Genomic DNA, 16364 nt, shown 5'->3' on the forward strand with positions numbered 1-16364 from the left:
ATTGCGGGAGGGGTGGTTTCCAAATCTCAGGCCGGGACGCTGGCGAGGGCGGCCTTGACCGCTTCGATCGCGGCGCTGGCCTTGCCGCCTTCGGGACCGCCGCCCTGGGCCATGTCGGGACGGCCGCCGCCGCCCTTTCCACCCAGCGCTTCCACGCCCGCGCGGACGAGGTCGACAGCGCTGATCGCGCCAACCAGATCATCGGTCACGCCCACGGCGATGCTGGCGCGGCCATCCACGACAGCGAGCACGGCGGAAACGCCGCTGCCTAGCGCCGCCTTGTTCTGATCGACCAGGCCGCGCAGTTCCTTGGGGTCCAGCCCTTCAATCACCTGACCGATAAAATCGATATTGCCGACCTTTTCGGGACCAGCCGCTTGAGCGCCGCCCCCGCCGCCCAGCGCCAGCGCCTTTTTGGCTTCGGCCAGTTCGCGTTCGAGCTTGCGGCTCTGCTCCACCAGCGCGGCGATGCGCGCGGGCACTTCCTCCGGCGTCGTCTTGAGCGCGGCGGCGGACTGGCGCAGCCGGTCTTCGCGATCGGTGAGCCACAGGCGCGCGGCTTCGCCGGTCAGCGCCTCTATCCGGCGGACGCCGGACGAGACGGCGCTTTCGGAGATAATCTTGAAGATCGCGATGTCGCCGGTCGCGCGAACATGCGTGCCGCCGCACAGTTCGACCGAATAGCTGTTGGCGTCGCCCTTGCCCATGGAAAGCACGCGCACTTCATCGCCATATTTCTCGCCGAACAAGGCCATGGCCCCGGCGGCGATCGCGTCATCCGGGGTCATCAGCCGGGTCGTCACCTCTTCATTATGGCGGACCTGTTCATTGACCTGGCTTTCGATCGCGGCGATCTGGCTGTGGGTCAGCGCTTCGGGATGGGAGAAGTCGAAGCGCAGGCGATCCGGCGCGACCAGGCTGCCCTTTTGCGTGACATGCGCGCCCAGCGTGTTGCGCAGCGCCGCATGCAGCAGGTGGGTGGCGCTGTGGTTGGCGCGGATGCGGTCGCGGCGGTCGGTATCGACCGACAGATGCACGGTGTCGCCGACCTTGATGCTGCCCGTGCCGATCCGGGCCCGGTGGGCGTGGAGACGGCCGAGCGGCTTTGACGTATCCTCCACATCAGCGACCAAGCCGGATTGCGAGGTGATGGTGCCCGCATCGCCCATCTGGCCGCCGCTTTCACCGTAGAAGGGCGTCTGGTTGGTGATGATGATGACTTCATCGCCCGCGCCCGCCGCATCGACGCGCGCGCCATTCCTGACGAGCGCGAGCACTTCGCCTTCGCCTTCGGTCCCGCTGTAGCCGATGAATTCCGTGCTGCCGGTGGTTTCGGCGATGTCGAACCAGATTTCGTCCGACGCCTTTTCGCCCGAACCCTTCCACGCGGCGCGCGCGGCGGCCTTCTGCTCCGCCATCGCCTGATCGAAGCCTTCGCGATCGACGCCAAGGCCGCGCGAGCGCAGCGCGTCTTCGGTCAGGTCATAGGGGAAGCCATAAGTGTCGTAGAGCTTGAACGCCGTCTCGCCGGGCAGCGTGCCGCCTTCGGGAAGGTCCACCGTGGCTTCATCGAGCAGCTTCAAGCCCTTTTCCAGCGTCTGGCGGAAGCGGGTTTCCTCGCGCAGCAGCGTTTCCTCGATCAGCGGCTGGGCGCGGACCAGTTCCTGATAGGCGCCGCCCATTTCGGAAACGAGGCTGCCGACCAGCCGGTGCATCAACGGCTCCTTCGCGCCGATGATGTGCGCGTGGCGCATGGCGCGGCGCATGATGCGGCGCAGGACATAACCGCGGCCTTCATTCGCGGGCAGAACGCCGTCCGCGATCAGGAAGCTGGTGGAGCGCAGGTGATCGGCGATGACGCGGTGGCTGGCCTTGAACTCGCCATCGGTGGCGGTTTTGGTCAGGGCGCCCGATTCCTCGATCAGCGCCTTGAAGGTGTCCGTATCATAATTGTCATGGACGCCTTGCAGCACGGCGGCGATGCGCTCCAGCCCCATGCCGGTGTCGATGCTGGGCTTGGGTAGTTCGCCGACGATCTCATTGGCTTCCTGCTCATATTGCATGAAGACGAGGTTCCAGATCTCGACGAAACGATCGCCATCTTCTTCCGGGCTTCCCGGCGGGCCGCCCCAGATGTGATCGCCATGGTCGTAGAAGATTTCAGAGCAGGGACCGCAGGGGCCGCTGTCGCCCATCGCCCAGAAATTATCCTTCGTCGGAATGCGGATGATGCGTTGTTCGGGCAGGCCCGCGATCTTCTTCCACAGGTCGAACGCTTCATCGTCGGTGTGGTAGACCGTCGCCGTCAGCTTTTCAGGCGGCAGGCCCCATTCCTTCGTCAGCAGGGTCCAGGCATGGGTGATCGCCTGTTCCTTGAAATAGTCGCCGAAGCTGAAATTTCCCAGCATTTCGAAGAAGGTATGGTGGCGCGCGGTGTAGCCGACATTGTCGAGATCGTTATGCTTGCCGCCCGCGCGGACCGACTTCTGGCTGCTGGTCGCGCGGCTGAAGGGGCGCTTTTCAAGGCCGGTGAAGACATTCTTGAACGGCACCATGCCCGCATTGACGAACATCAGCGTCGGGTCGTTATGCGGCACCAGCGGCGCTGAAGGAACGATGGTGTGGCCGTTCGCCCCGAAATAGTCGAGGAAGGAGCGGCGAATGTCGTTTGTCGATGTCATGGGGGCGATTTAGTTGGAAGCGCCCCGGCGCACAAGCGGGGCTTTTCATCGCAGGCGTCAGGCGGGTTCGCAATCGGGACAGGCGGGCGCGGCCTTTGATGATGCTTGCCATTGCCCCGGCGGTGAATGGGTTCTAATCCCCGCCCATGGATGAGAATACACGCCGCGCCGCCCTGGATTATCACCGCCTGCCTCAACCGGGCAAGCTGCGTATCGAGCCGACCAAGCGCATGGTCAACCAGCGCGACCTGGCGCTGGCCTATTCTCCGGGCGTGGCCGCGCCTTGCCTGGAAATCGCGCAAGACCCCGACAAAGCGATGGACTATACCGCGCGCGGCAATCTGGTCGCGGTGATTTCCAACGGCACGGCGGTGCTGGGGCTGGGTTCCATCGGGGCGCTGGCGTCCAAGCCGGTGATGGAGGGCAAGGCCGTCCTCTTCAAGAAATTCGCCGATATCGACGTTTTCGATATCGAGGTCGACACGACCGACCCGGAAAAATTCATCGAAGCGGTTTCGCTGCTGGAGCCGAGCTTTGGCGGCATCAACCTGGAGGATATCAAGGCGCCCGAATGCTTCGCCATAGAGGCGGAGTTGAAGAAGCGGATGAATATCCCTATCTTCCACGACGACCAGCATGGAACGGCCATCGTCGTCGCGGCGGCGGTACGCAATGCGCTGGTGCTGCAAGGAAAAAGCCTGGAGGAAGCGCGGCTGGTGACGTCAGGCGCCGGGGCGGCGGCGCTGGCCTGCGTCGACCTGCTGGTGTCGATGGGGCTGCGGGTCGAAAATGTGACGCTGACCGACAAGGATGGGGTGATCCATTCCGGGCGCACCGGCATGCTGCCCAACATGGCGCGCTATGCCCGGACGACCAATGCGCGGACCTTGCCGGACGTGCTGCCGGGCGCGAACATCTTCCTGGGCCTGTCGGCGCCGGGCGTGCTGAAGCCGGAATGGCTGCCGCTGCTGGCGGACAGTCCGCTGATCTTCGCGCTCGCCAACCCGGAGCCGGAAATCCGGCCGGAGGCGGCGCGAGCCGCGCGCCCCGATGCGATCATCGCCACGGGGCGGTCGGACTATCCCAATCAGGTGAACAACGTCCTGTGCTTCCCCTATATCTTCCGGGGCGCGCTGGACGCGCGGGCAACCGAGATCAACGAGGCGATGAAGGCCGCCGCCGCAGAGGCGATCGCTGGCCTGGCCCGCCTGCCCGCGCATGACAGCGTGGCGCAGGCCTATGGCGGGCGCAAGCTGGTGTTCGGGCCGGACTATATCATCCCAACCCCGTTCGACCCGCGCCTGATCGCGGAGATCGCGCCCGCCGTGGCGAAGGCGGCGATGGACAGCGGGGTCGCCAAGCGCACGCTGGATATCGAGGCGTACCGGCGCTCGCTGGCGCAGCAGAATACACGGTCGGCCCAGCTTATGCTGCCCGTGTTCGAAGCGGCGCGCGGCACCTGCCGCCGGATCGCCTATGGCGAGGGCGAGGATGAGCGCGTGCTGCGCGCGATCCAGGACGGGCTGGACGAAGGCATTGTGCGCCCGGTCATCGTGGCGCGGCGGCGCATCCTGAACGAAAAGCTGCCTGCGCTGGGCCTCAGGCTTGAGCTGGACCGCGATGTCGAAGTGATCGATCCCGAAACCGACCACCTCGTCATGGGCGAGCTGGTGGAGGCCTATCGCGCCATCGCGGCGCGCAAGGGGGTGCCCGCCGCCGAAGTCGTCCGCCACGTCTATCGCCGCCCGACCGTGACGGCGGCGATGCTGCTGCGGACCGGGCGGGTCGATGCGGCGATCGTAGGCGGGAACAGCGAATATTGGGGCCAGGTGGAGCATGTGCTGCGCATCGTTGATCGCAGGCCGGGGCTGAGCCGCGTCTATGCGCTGTCGGGCCTGATCCTCGATCCCGGCGCGCTGTTCATCACCGACACGCATATGGTGCCCGACCCGACGCCGGAGCAGATCGCGGAAATGGCGATATTGGGCGCGACGGAACTCAAGCATTTCGGCCTGACGCCGCGCGTCGCCCTGCTGTCGCATTCCAATTTCGGCGCGTCGCACAGCCCCAGCGCGCGCAAGATGCGATCCGCCTTGCAGATGGTGCGGGCCGCCGCGCCCGACCTGAAAGTCGATGGCGAAATGCATGCCGACGCGGCGCTGAGCCAGCCCTTGCGCGAGCGGCTGATCCCCGATTCCCGCTTTGAGGGGCCAGCGAACCTGCTGGTCATGCCCAATCTCGATTCGGCGAATATCACGCTGACGGCGCTGTCGGCATCGTCCAGTTCGCCCACGGTCGGCCCGATGCTGATGGGCCTGGCGCAACCCATCCATGTGCTGACGCCCGGCGTCACCGCCAGAGGCATATTGAACCTGACGGCGATCGCCGCGGCGGAGGTCGACCGGGAAGGCTGACCTTAACCTTTTTCCGGCAGAGCCTTGTGCCGGAAGACAGGTAACGGGAAGAGCATAGTGCGATTGATCACGGCCCTGATGCGGCTTGCGGGCCCGAAGCTGGCTGTTGGACTGGCAGCGAGCGCGGTTTTGCTGCTCGTGACCACCTATATGGAGCGCGGCCGCGATCTGGAGCCGCGCCCGAAGGTGGAGCAGGCGAGCGCCGCGCCTTCAAAGCCCGCCGCAGCAGGGGCCGCTCCGGTCGAGCGTTCGCGCGCGCAGCCGCTGGCGGTCGACCCGCACGCCCTTGCGGTCAAGAGCATCTTGCCGATCGAGGGGCCGTTCCGCCACGGCGATTATGTCTGGGACGAAAGCCGCGCCCCTGCGGCCGGGCGGGTGATCATCACCGTCGACCTCAAGGCGCAGACCCTTTCGGTATTCCGTGCGGGGCATGAAATCGGCGCCGCCGTCATCCTTTACGGCGCGGACGACAAGCCCAGTCCGCTGGGCGCCTTCCCCATTACGGAGAAGGATGCGGACCATGTGTCGAACCTCTATGACGCGCCCATGCCCTATATGCTGCGGCTCACCAATGATGGCGTCGCGATTCATGGCAGCGACGTGCGCTGGGGCAGCGCCACCCATGGCTGCATCGGCGTGCCGACGCCCTTTGCCCGCAAGCTGTTCAATGTCGCGAAGCTCGGCGATCTGGTCGTCATCACCAATGGCAAGATGCTGAACGTCAGCGGCGCTGCGGGCGCGCGCTGATTGCGGGCTGCGGCCCGGCAACTGCAATAATGTCATCTTCCCCCGCCCCTTGACCGGAGGGACGCGCGATAGCATCTGCACGCCTTCGATTTTGCGATGCAGCATGGAGTGAGTGATGGCAGAGGCGAGACCCGTTCACCCGGCGCTTGTCATCTTCGCGCTGGCGGTGGGAGCCTTTGCGATCGGCACGACCGAATTCGCGGCGATGAGCCTGTTGCCCTTCTTCGCGTCCGACCTGGGGATCAGCGCGCCAGCCGCCGGCCATGCGATCAGCGCCTATGCGCTGGGCGTGGTGACGGGCGCGCCGGTCATCGCCGTGCTGGGCGCGCGCCTGCCCCGGCGGACGCTGCTGATCGGGCTGATGGCCACTTTCGCGATCGGCAACGGACTTAGCGCCCTTTCCTCCACCTACCCGCTGATGCTGCTGTTCCGTTTCTTGAGCGGCCTGCCCCATGGCGCCTATTTCGGAGTCGCGGCGCTGGTCGCGGCGGGGCTGGTCCCGCCCGGCCGCCGCGCTCAGGCCGTGGCGCAGGTGATGTCGGGGCTGACGATCGCCACCGTCATCGGCGTGCCTGCCGCCAACTGGATGGGGCAGACGCTGGGATGGCGGTGGGGATTTGGCGTGGTGGCGGTGCTGGCGCTGCTGACAGCGGTGCTGGTCGCCGCCTATGCGCCGCGCGACAAGGGGAACAGCAAGGCCAGTCCGATGCGGGAGCTCGGCGCTCTGCGTGACCGGCAGGTGCTGCTGACGCTGCTGACCGGAGCGATCGGATTTGGCGGGTTGTTCGCCGTCTATACCTATGTCGCGTCGACCATGTTGACGGTGACCCATGTGTCCGAACGCTGGGTGCCTGTGGTGCTGGCCATTTTCGGCATCGGCATGACCATCGGCAACCTTGTCGCCGCCTGGGCCGCCGACCGCGCGCAGAGCCGCACGGCCATTATCGTGTTGCTGTGGAGCGCGGGGACGCTGGCCCTGTTCCCATTTGCGGCTGGCAATATCTGGACGCTTGGCATCGTCATGTTCCTGATCGGCAGCAGCGGCGGCCTGGGCACGGTATTGCAGACGCGGCTGATGGACGTTGCCGGGGATGCGCAGACATTGGCGGCGGCGGCGCATCACAGCGCCTTCAACATCGCCAATGCGCTGGGTCCGTGGCTGGGCGGGCTGGCGATCGCGCATGGCTATGGGCTGACGTCAACCGGATGGATCGGCAGCCTGCTCGCGCTGGGCGGGTTGGCGGTGTTCCTTGCCGCGCTGTCCTTGCAGCAGCGCGACCGGAGGCTGGCTGCTGCCTGAGCCTGGTCTGGCAGAAGGAGGCTCAGCCCGGACGGCCGGGGCAGTGGACCGTTTATGCGTACCTTATTGTACCGGGGTGAGGCCGTCCGCACTCACGCGGCGGAAGAAGCAGGACCGTGCGCCCGTGTGGCAGGTGGGGCCAGCGGGCACGGCCTTTATCCAGACCGCGTCCTGATCGCAATCGATGCGGATGTCGCGCACCTGGAGCATGTGACCAGAGGTCTCGCCCTTCTTCCATAGCGACTGGCGGCTGCGGGACCAGAAATGCGCAAGGCCGGTTTCGACCGTCAGCGCGAGCGCCTGCGCATTCATGTGCGCGACCATCAGCACGTCGCCCCCGTCCGCGTCGGTGACGACGGCGGTGATCAGGCCGTCCCGGTCATATTTGGGATTGAGGGTCAGCCCCTTGTCGCGTGCTTCGTCCATCGGGGCTCTATAGGAGCGAATGGCGGACAAGCGAAGCGGGGAAATGCGAATGGCCGGACGCCGCGCGCCAGCAGGCGGCCAGCACCGCTTCTATCCTGCAAATGGGGAAAATGGGGCGACCGATGGGATCCGAACCCACGACCTCTGGTACCACAAACCAGCGCTCTAACCGACTGAGCTACGATCGCCACAGGGCCATAAGGCCCGAGAGAGAAGCGGCACATATGCGGCCATTCCGGCCTCGTCAAGCGCGCAAATGCCTCTCTTCGTGGAAAAAGAAAAGGGGGATGAGCCGCCCGGCCCTTCCCCCTGATCCTTGCCTTCGCATATGGCGGGCGATGGATATCCCACCTGCCGCGCCCGCTCTCCTAAACAACTTCCCAGCCGGGACCGGCACTGCCGGGCGGATGACGGTCGATCCGGCAAGCCGGACCGCCGGATATCAGTTCACCGAATCCTTCAGACCCTTGCCGGCCTTGAACTTGGGCTGGGCCGAAGCCTTGATGGTCATGGTTTCACCGGTGCGCGGATTGCGTCCGGTCGATGCCTTGCGCTGCGAAACGGAGAAGGTGCCGAAGCCGACGAGGCGAACTTCATCCCCCTTCTTCAGGGCAGCGGAAATGGATTCAAAAACGCCTTCGACAGCCTTGGTCGCATCACTTTTGCTAAGGCCGCTGGTTTCAGCGACAGCGCTGATCAAATCCTGCTTGTTCATGCCTTGGAACCCCCTTCTAGCTCTATGGATAAACGCGGAATCGCGGCGTAGGCGGCGCAATAAGGCCCAGCTTTCAAGGCCTGTCAAAGGGAAAGCGACAAGCGAAGTCCCCTGGACGAGATTTTCCCTTGTCCCTTGATCCCATTGATCAGGGATAACCGCCGCTTAACATTGTTTAATGGCGCAGCGATGCATCCCCGTCCCTGCCCTGCGCGGGGCTGGGCTGCGCGGCAAGGTCATCCTCCTCGGTCCAGGCGATCGCTTCGGGCGTGGAGACCAGCGCGCGGGCGAGCACTTCGTCCACATGGCTGACCGGAACGATTTCCAGCCCTTCGCGGATGTTGGCCGGGATTTCGGCAAGGTCCTTCTCATTTTCCGCGGGGATCAGGACCGTCTTGATCCCGCCGCGCAGCGCCGCCAGCAGCTTTTCCTTGAGGCCGCCGATGGGCAGAACCCGGCCGCGCAACGTCACCTCGCCCGTCATCGCCACATCCTTGTGGACGGGAATTCCGGTCAGCGTCGACACGATGGTCGTCACCATGCCGATACCGGCCGAAGGGCCATCCTTGGGCACCGCGCCTTCGGGAAGGTGGATGTGGATGTCCTTGCGGGTGAAGATGCTGGGCTTGATGCCATAGCCGGGCGAGCGCGCCTTCACATAGGAGAAGGCGGCCTGCACGGATTCGTTCATCACTTCGCCAAGCTTGCCGGTGGTCCTGATCTGCCCCTTGCCGGGCACGGTGACCGCTTCGATGGTCAGCAGTTCGCCGCCCACCTCTGTCCAGGCGAGGCCGGTGACGGCGCCGATCTGATTTTCCTCCTCGCCAACGCCGTGGCGGAATTTCCGCACCCCGGCATAGTCGGCCAGATTTTCCGGCGTGATCGTCACCTTGTCGAACGCGCCTTCCAATATCTTGCGCAGCGCCTTGCGGGCGAGCCGGGCGATTTCCCGCTCAAGCGTGCGGACGCCCGCCTCGCGCGTATAATGGCGGATGAGGTCGCGGACGGCCGCCTCGGTGACTTCCAGTTCGCCTTCCTTGAGGCCGTGCGCGTCGATCTGCTTGGGCAGCAGGTGACGCTGGGCGATCTCGACCTTTTCGTCTTCCGTATAGCCTTCGAGCCGGATGATCTCCATGCGGTCGAGCAGCGGCTGCGGCAGGTTCAGCGAGTTGGCCGTCGTGACGAACATCACGTCCGAAAGATCGACATCGATCTCCAGATAATGGTCCTGGAACTTGCTGTTCTGTTCGGGGTCGAGCACTTCGAGCAGCGCCGAAGCAGGGTCGCCGCGGAAGTCCTGGCCGAGCTTGTCGATCTCATCCAGCAGGAAAAGCGGGTTCATCGTCCCCGCCTTCTTGAGGTTGGTCACGATCTTGCCCGGCAGCGACCCGATATAGGTGCGGCGGTGGCCACGGATTTCCGCTTCGTCGCGCACGCCGCCCAGCGACTGGCGCACGAATTCGCGGCCCGTCGCCTTGGCGATGGAGCGGCCAAGCGAGGTCTTGCCGACGCCCGGAGGGCCGACGAGGCACAGGATCGGCCCCTTGAGCTTGTTGGTGCGCGCCTGCACGGCGAGATATTCGATGATCCGGTCCTTGACCTTCTCCAGCGCGAAATGATCCTCGTCCAGGATCGCCTGCGCGCGCTTGAGGTCGGTCTTGACCTTGCCGCGCTTGCCCCAGGGAAGGCCCAGCAGCACGTCGAGATAATTGCGAACGACGGTCGCTTCGGCGGACATGGGCTGCATGCCCTTGAGCTTCTTGAATTCGGCGTTCGCCTTGGCGCGCGCTTCCTTGCTGAGCTTGGTCTTGGCGATCTTGTCGGCCAGTTCGGCGAGTTCGTCGCCTTCCTCGCCCTCGCCATTGCCAAGCTCGCGCTGGATCGCCTTCAACTGTTCGTTGAGATAATATTCGCGCTGGGTCTTTTCCATCTGGCGCTTCACGCGGCCGCGGATCTTCTTTTCGACCTGGAGGACGCCAAGTTCGCCCTCCATGAAGGCGAAGACCATTTCCAGGCGCTTGACGGGATCAGCCTCGACCAGCAGCGACTGCTTGTCGGCGACCTTGACGTTGATGTTCGCCGCCACCGCGTCGGCCAGGCGTCCGGCGTCCTCGATCTCCCGCAACTGCACCGGGGTTTCGGCGGGCAGCTTCTTGTTGAGCTTGGCGTAATTTTCGAACTGTTCCGCGACGGAGCGCATCAGGGCGGCCGCCTCCGGCCCTTCCGCCTCAATCTCATCCACGGGGCTGACGGCAGCGACCAGATGGCTGCCGCTGGAATCGAGGGAGAGAAGCTGGGCGCGGCTCTTGCCCTCCACCAGCACGCGGACGGTGCCGTCCGGCAGCTTGAGCAGTTGCAGCACGACGGCGATCACGCCCGTGTCGTAGAGCGAGTCGCGGCTGGGATCATCCTCCGCCGGGTCGAGCTGCGACACGAGGAAGATTTCCTTATTTCCTTCCATCGCCGACTCAAGGGCGGCGACGCTCTTGTCGCGGCCGACGAACAGCGGCACGATCATCTGCGGGAAAACGACGATGTCGCGCAGCGGAAGAAGGGGGTATTGCGTAGTCATTCAATCTCCGGTGCAGCAGGACCCTGGCCCGCCATGCAGTTCATCGCTTTATGGGGACAATCACCCCGCCATTCAATCGCGCCTGCTTATTAAAGGATCCATGAACGGCCGCTGATCGCCTGCCGCTTTTGTTCAGAAAGGCAGCTTGAAGCCCGGAGGCAGAGGCAGGCCGCTCGTCATCTTCGACATTTCGGCGGAGCTTGCCTCATCCGCTTTCTTGCGCGCATCGTTGAAGGCGGCGGCGACAAGGTCCTCCAGCATCTGCTTTTCGGACGGGGCGAGCAGGCTGTCGTCGATCGACACGCCGACGATGCGCCCCTTGGCGGAGGCGCGCACCTTGACCAGGCCGCCGCCCGCAGCGCCCTCCACCTCGATCTTGTCCAGATTTTCCTGCGCGCGCTGCAATTCCTCCTGCACGCGGCTGGCCATGCCCAATATCTCGTTCAGATCCTTCATCGCTCTGCGCTCCATTGTTCAAGCTCATCGCTGAGCTCGGCGTGGGGGAAGGCCGCCATCGCCGCCTTCACCACGGGTGTTTCCAATATCTCCGCCCGCTCATCAGCGCGCCGCCGCTCATCCTGTTCCAACAGGGTCGGCGCTGCGGGGCCGTCGCTGATCCTGACCTGCCAGCGGGCCCTGGTGACCTGATGCAGGGCGGATTCCAGCGTCTTGGCGAACTCCCTGCCCAGCGGCGGGACGAGCTGCATCTCGATCGATTGCGGCGCGTAGCTGACGAGGCGGACGCAATCCCTGATCTGCCCCGCGATCATGTGCCGCCCGCCATCCTCCAGCGCGGCGATCATCTGCTCGAACGTCGCGGGGAGCGAGGCTGACGGCTGCTCGCTTGCGGGAGCGGAAGGCGTGCCGGACGCAGGCATTTGCGCGCCGGAAGCCGGTCCATCGCGCAGCAGCCGGGCGATTTCGCCGGGATCGGGCATGGTGGCGGCATGCATCACGCGCAGCAGCGCCATCTCGCAGGTTTCGATCGGGAATGCGGCGCTCGCGATTTCGTCATGACCCTTGAGCAGAAGCTGCCACAGGCGATGGAGCGGCGCGAAGCCGATCTGCGCGGCCCAGTTGCGGAGCGCCTCCTGCTCCTCGGCGGACTGGCCGGGACTGGAAATGTCGCGCCCGGCCTTCTGCAAGGTCACGGCATGGACGAGTTCCAGCAGGCCGCGCATCAGCGCCAGCGGTTCGACGCCCAGCGCATATTGATCGCGCACCGCGCCCAGCAGCGCGCCCGTATCCCCTTCCAGCAGCAGGCCAAGCAGGCGGCGGACGGCGCCCCGGTCCGACAGGCCCAGCATCTCGCGCACCTGGGCGGCGGTGACCACGGGAGCGCCCTCGCCCATTTCGGCATGGGCGATCGCCTGGTCCAGGATGGAAAGGCCGTCGCGGGCAGACCCTTCGGCCGCCTGGGCGATCAGCGCGAGCGCGTCCGCTTCGGCGGCGACGCCCTCGGCATCGACCACATGGGTGAAATGCGCCGCCAGCATCTCGGCCGGGATGCGGCGCAGGTCGAAGCGCTGGCAACGGGACAGGACGGTCACGGGGACCTTGTTCACCTCTGTCGTGGCGAACAGGAATTTTACATGGGCGGGCGGTTCCTCCAGCGTCTTCAAAAGCGCGTTGAACGCATTTTTCGACAGCATGTGGACTTCGTCGATGATGTAGATCTTGTAGCGGGCCGACACGGCGGCGTAGCGCACCGCTTCGATGATCTCGCGCACATCGTCGACGCCGGTATGGCTGGCGGCGTCCATTTCCACCACGTCGATGTGCCGCCCCTCCGCAATGGCCTTGCACGGTTCGCACTGGCCGCAGGGATCGATGGTGGGGCCGCCCTGCCCGTCAGGACCGACGCAGTTCAGCGCCTTGGCGATCAGCCGCGCGGTCGATGTCTTGCCGACGCCGCGCACGCCCGTCATCAGGAAGGCATGGGCCAGCCGCCCGCGCCTGATGGCGTTGCCGAGCGTCTGCACCATCGCATCCTGCCCGATCAGCTCGCTGAAATTGCGCGGCCGGTATTTGCGCGCAAGCACGCGATAAGGCTGGGGTGAATCGGACATGAGGATCAATCTAGCGGCTTGGCGAGCGGCTGTCGAAGCCGGAAAGCCGGATGAAGGTGGGAGCCGGAACGACCCGCGGCGAAATCGTTGTGGCTGCTTCCGTCAGGACCTGACCAGGTTGGCGACGACCACGTCCGCCCGACTCCCGCGGCGCATATGGCGAAAGGCTGCGGCGATGGCAAGGCCCGCTTATTGCAGGCCGGTGCGTTGCGCCTTGCTGATCAGGCTCAGGGCGGCGCGCGCGGCGTCGGCGATGGCGCTTTCGGCCGCCTTGCCCTCAACCGTTGGGCGATCGAGATAGATGGCGAGGATATATTCCTCGCCGGACGGGGCCTTGATCAGGGCAACGTCATTATAGGCGGTGCCGCAGCTTCCCGTCTTGCTGCCGGAGGTCCAGCCTTCCGGCAGTCCCGCCTTGATCCGCCGGTCGCCGGTGCTGCTGCCGTTCAGCCATTCGCGCAGCCTGGCGGCGCTTTCGGGCTGCATGTCCTGGAAAAGGAGCCGCGCCATAAGGCCCGCCATGGCCGCCGGGCTGGTCGTGTCACGCTCATCCCCCTGCGCATTTTCGTTGAGGCCGGGCTCGTTGCGGTCAAGCCTGCTGACCGCGTCGCCATGCGAGCGCATGAAGGCGGTGAGCCCCTCCGGCCCGCCGACGAAGGGCAGCAACAGGTTCGCCGCGCTGTTGTCGCTCAATTCCACGGCGGCTTCGGCGAGTTCAGCCATCGACATGCGCCCGCGCTTGATGTTCGCCTTCACCGCCGGGGCATGGTTCTGAAGGTCGCTTTTCGAAAAGGCGACCTGGCCGTCCAGCCCGAACTTGCCCGCCTCAGCCCCCATCAGCACGGCGGCGGCCAAGGGCGCCTTGAAGGTCGAGCACATGGCGAAGCGTTCGTCGCGGTTGAAGCCGAGCAGCAGGGCGCCCTTGCTGTCGATCAGCGCGACGCCGAGCCGTCCGCCGCTTTCCTTCTCGATCTCGCGCGGGTTGCGCGCCTCGTTTACCGCCGACTGGCTGACCATGTAGCGGGGCGCGGGCGGCAGCAGGGATTCGCGCTCCTGCGCTGCGAACGGCCCCAGCGTCAGGAATGGCGCAGCGGCGAGCAATGCGGCCAGAAGCGGAAAGCGCACCGGCTTACATGCCCTGCATATTGTAGAACTGGCCGGGAATCCGGACGGTGAGGCCATCCAGCCCGTCATCAAGAACGATCTGGCAGGACAGGCGGCTGGTCCGCGTGGCGGCGGCGGCAAGGTCCAGCATGTCCTCCTCCGCTTCGCTCGCGCCGGTCAGCTTGTCGAAATCGTCGCGGTCCACGATCACATGGCAGGTGGAGCAGGCCATCTGGCCTTCGCACGTCCCCTCCAGCGGCTGGCCCGCCGCCTGGGCGACTTCCAGCAGGACCGATCCGGCGGCGGCCTCAACCTCCTGCCGGTGCTCGCCATCCGCACTGATGAAGGTGACCCTGACCATTGATAACGACTTCCCCTGGCTTACGGCGCCGCTTGGACGGCTGCCGCTTCATTCATGATTACCGCAGCATCCTCCAGTTCGGCCAGCGTCGTGTACCGGCCAAAGCCGATCCGCACCGATCCACGCGCCTGCCGGTCCGACAGCCCCAGGGCGCGCAGCACATGGCTAGGCCGCCCGGACCCGCTAGCGCAAGCGCTGCCGAGCGAAAAAGCGACATTTCGGCAATCGGACAACAGCCGCGCGCCGTCCACGCCGTCGCGGCGCAGGTTCATATTGCCATGATAGCGGCTGTCCGCGCTGCCATTCAGCGTCCAGCCGCTGAACAGCGTTTGCGCCCTGTCCCACAGCATTTCCACATGGGCGCGGTCGGCCCCCGCCCTTTCCCGCATGAGCCGGGCGGCAACGCCGAACCCGGCGCAAAGCGCGGGAGACAGCGTGCCCGAACGCAGCCCCTGTTCCTGACCGCCGCCATGGATGGACGGCTCAAGCGAAACGCCGTCACGCAGCCAGAGAGCGCCCACGCCCTTGGGACCGTGGATCTTGTGCGCGCTGATCGCGATCATATCCGCATCGGCGGGAATATCGGTGCGGCCATATCCCTGCACGGCGTCGCACAGGAGCAGCGCGCCCGCCGCATGGGCAAGCTCCGCCAGCCCGGCGACCGGCTGGATCACGCCGATTTCGTTATTCACCAGCATGGCGGCGACCAGCGCAACGCCGGGCCGGATCGCTTTTTCAGCCGCGTCCATGTCCACAAGGCCGTCCGGCCCCACCGGAAGGATGGTGACTTCGCGGCCCTTGCTGCGCTGGGCGAGCGCCGTGTCGAGCACTGCTGCATGTTCGGTGGCGATGGTGACGATGCCGCCGGGCGGAGCGCCCTGAATGGCGATGTTGAGCGCCTCCGTCGCGCCGGAGGTGAAAAGAAGCCGTCCGCCGCCGGGCAAGAGTTGCGCAACCTCTGTCCGGGCGAGTTCGACCTGCGCGGCAGCGGCGCGCCCCGGCCGGTGCGGGCTGTGCGGGTTGGCGAACTGGTCGCGGAGCAATGGCGCCATGACGTCGAATGCTTCGGGCGCGAGCGGGGTGGTCGCCTGATAATCGAGATAGATGGTCATCGGCCGCGCTCCGCGAGACGGGTCCAGTCGCGCAGGAAACGGTCGACATCCGCTTCGGTAGTGGCGGGGCCGAAGCTCACGCGGACGACTTCGGACGCGGCCGTCTCGTCCCAGCCCATGGCGTTGAGGACATGGCTGGTCTTGAGCGAGCCCGACGAACAGGCGCTGCCCGCGGAAACCGATATGCCAGCGAGGTCGAACTGGATCAGTTGGGCGCGGGCGGAAACGCCGGGCATGCGGTAGCTGGCGATCGTGGCGATGCGGGGCGCGTTGCTGGCGATCACCTCGCCGCCTGCCTGCTCGATACCGCGGTCCAGCCGGGCGCGCAGCCTTTCCGCGCGCGGCAGCCAGTCATCACGCTGTTCCAGGGCGGCGGCCATCGCCAGCGCTGCGGGCAGGTTTTCCGTGCCGGCGCGATAGCCCTGCTCCTGCCCGCCGCTGGGGCGCAGCAGCGCCAGATCCTTGACCAGCAGCGCGCCTATGCCCGGCGGGCCGCCGAATTTATGCGCGCTGATCGCGATCATGTCGGCGTCGGGCAGCGGCAGCTTTCCAGCGCTCTGCGCGCAGTCGGCGAACAGCAGCGCGCCGGAGCGGTCCAGGCTCTCCAGCGGCTGGATGACGCCGGTTTCGTTATTGACGTGCTGGACGGCGATCATGCGGAAAGGGCGCGGGGTCCTTTCCACCCGCCCTTGCGCATCGACCGGCAGCCGCTCCGCCGCAGGGGTGACGCGCAGCACCGAATCATGTTCGACCGGCGAGGTCGCGATACCGGCGGCTGGCACATGGGACAGAGCGAGGGCGATCGCCTCGCTCGCGCCGGAGGTGAAGATGACATGCCCGCGCCAGCCCAGCGCGTCCGCGAT

13 protein-coding genes, 1 tRNA gene and 1 other RNA gene are annotated in these 16364 nt (G+C 65.9%); 3 read left to right on the forward strand and 12 right to left on the reverse strand.

The window, feature by feature from the left end:
• Positions 1-26 precede the first annotated feature (26 nt).
• Positions 27-2681, reverse strand: coding sequence for an alanine--tRNA ligase (gene alaS / locus L288_RS36305; protein ID WP_021239087.1), 2655 nt, complete (start codon positions 2679-2681; stop codon positions 27-29).
• Between the two features lie 146 nt (positions 2682-2827).
• Between alaS and L288_RS36310 the strand changes: the two genes are divergently transcribed.
• From L288_RS36310 to L288_RS36320, 3 genes are all read left to right on the forward strand, one after another.
• Complete coding sequence (locus L288_RS36310) at positions 2828-5095, forward strand: NADP-dependent malic enzyme (protein ID WP_021239088.1); 2268 nt, start codon at positions 2828-2830, stop codon at positions 5093-5095.
• A gap of 78 nt (positions 5096-5173) precedes the next feature.
• Complete coding sequence (locus L288_RS36315) at positions 5174-5842, forward strand: L,D-transpeptidase family protein (protein WP_030540473.1); 669 nt, start codon at positions 5174-5176, stop codon at positions 5840-5842.
• A 115-nt stretch (positions 5843-5957) separates the two neighbouring features.
• Positions 5958-7142, forward strand: a complete 1185-nt coding sequence (locus L288_RS36320; protein ID WP_021239090.1) for an MFS transporter — start codon at positions 5958-5960, stop codon at positions 7140-7142.
• A gap of 63 nt (positions 7143-7205) precedes the next feature.
• Here L288_RS36320 and hisI read toward each other — a convergent pair whose 3' ends face one another.
• The 11 genes from hisI to L288_RS36370 form a co-directional block, all read right to left on the reverse strand.
• Complete coding sequence (gene hisI / locus L288_RS36325; protein ID WP_021239091.1) at positions 7206-7568, reverse strand: phosphoribosyl-AMP cyclohydrolase; 363 nt, start codon at positions 7566-7568, stop codon at positions 7206-7208.
• Positions 7569-7679: 111 nt separating this feature from the next.
• A tRNA-His gene (locus tag L288_RS36330) sits at positions 7680-7756 on the reverse strand.
• A gap of 254 nt (positions 7757-8010) precedes the next feature.
• Positions 8011-8283: an HU family DNA-binding protein gene (locus L288_RS36335; RefSeq protein WP_021239092.1), complete on the reverse strand. Its 273-nt coding sequence runs from the start codon at positions 8281-8283 to the stop codon at positions 8011-8013.
• A gap of 175 nt (positions 8284-8458) precedes the next feature.
• A complete protein-coding gene (gene lon / locus L288_RS36340; protein WP_021239093.1) occupies positions 8459-10855 on the reverse strand; it encodes an endopeptidase La in 2397 nt (798 codons plus the stop codon).
• Positions 10856-10987: 132 nt separating this feature from the next.
• On the reverse strand, positions 10988-11311 hold the full coding sequence (locus L288_RS36345) for a YbaB/EbfC family nucleoid-associated protein (protein ID WP_021239094.1): 324 nt from the start codon (positions 11309-11311) through the stop codon (positions 10988-10990).
• Entirely contained in the window at positions 11308-12924 is a 1617-nt protein-coding gene (locus L288_RS36350; protein ID WP_021239095.1) for a DNA polymerase III subunit gamma/tau, read from the reverse strand. Before L288_RS36350 ends, L288_RS36345 begins: the two co-directional genes overlap by 4 nt.
• Before the next feature lie 52 nt (positions 12925-12976).
• Positions 12977-13074, reverse strand: an RNA gene (gene ffs, locus L288_RS42585) — signal recognition particle sRNA small type.
• A 39-nt stretch (positions 13075-13113) separates the two neighbouring features.
• On the reverse strand, positions 13114-14106 hold the full coding sequence (gene blaSGM, locus L288_RS36355) for an SGM family class A beta-lactamase (protein WP_051209709.1): 993 nt from the start codon (positions 14104-14106) through the stop codon (positions 13114-13116).
• Complete coding sequence (locus tag L288_RS36360; RefSeq protein WP_021239097.1) at positions 14054-14389, reverse strand: 2Fe-2S iron-sulfur cluster-binding protein; 336 nt, start codon at positions 14387-14389, stop codon at positions 14054-14056. Before L288_RS36360 ends, blaSGM begins: the two co-directional genes overlap by 53 nt.
• A gap of 20 nt (positions 14390-14409) precedes the next feature.
• Entirely contained in the window at positions 14410-15501 is a 1092-nt protein-coding gene (locus L288_RS36365) for a cysteine desulfurase family protein (RefSeq protein ID WP_021239098.1), read from the reverse strand.
• A partial coding sequence (locus L288_RS36370; RefSeq protein ID WP_021239099.1) for a cysteine desulfurase family protein occupies positions 15498-16364 on the reverse strand: 867 nt, incomplete at its 5' end. The genes L288_RS36370 and L288_RS36365, both read right to left, overlap by 4 nt.

Origin of the sequence: Sphingobium quisquiliarum P25 (assembly GCF_000445065.1) — a bacterium.
Classification (GTDB): domain Bacteria; phylum Pseudomonadota; class Alphaproteobacteria; order Sphingomonadales; family Sphingomonadaceae; genus Sphingobium; species Sphingobium quisquiliarum.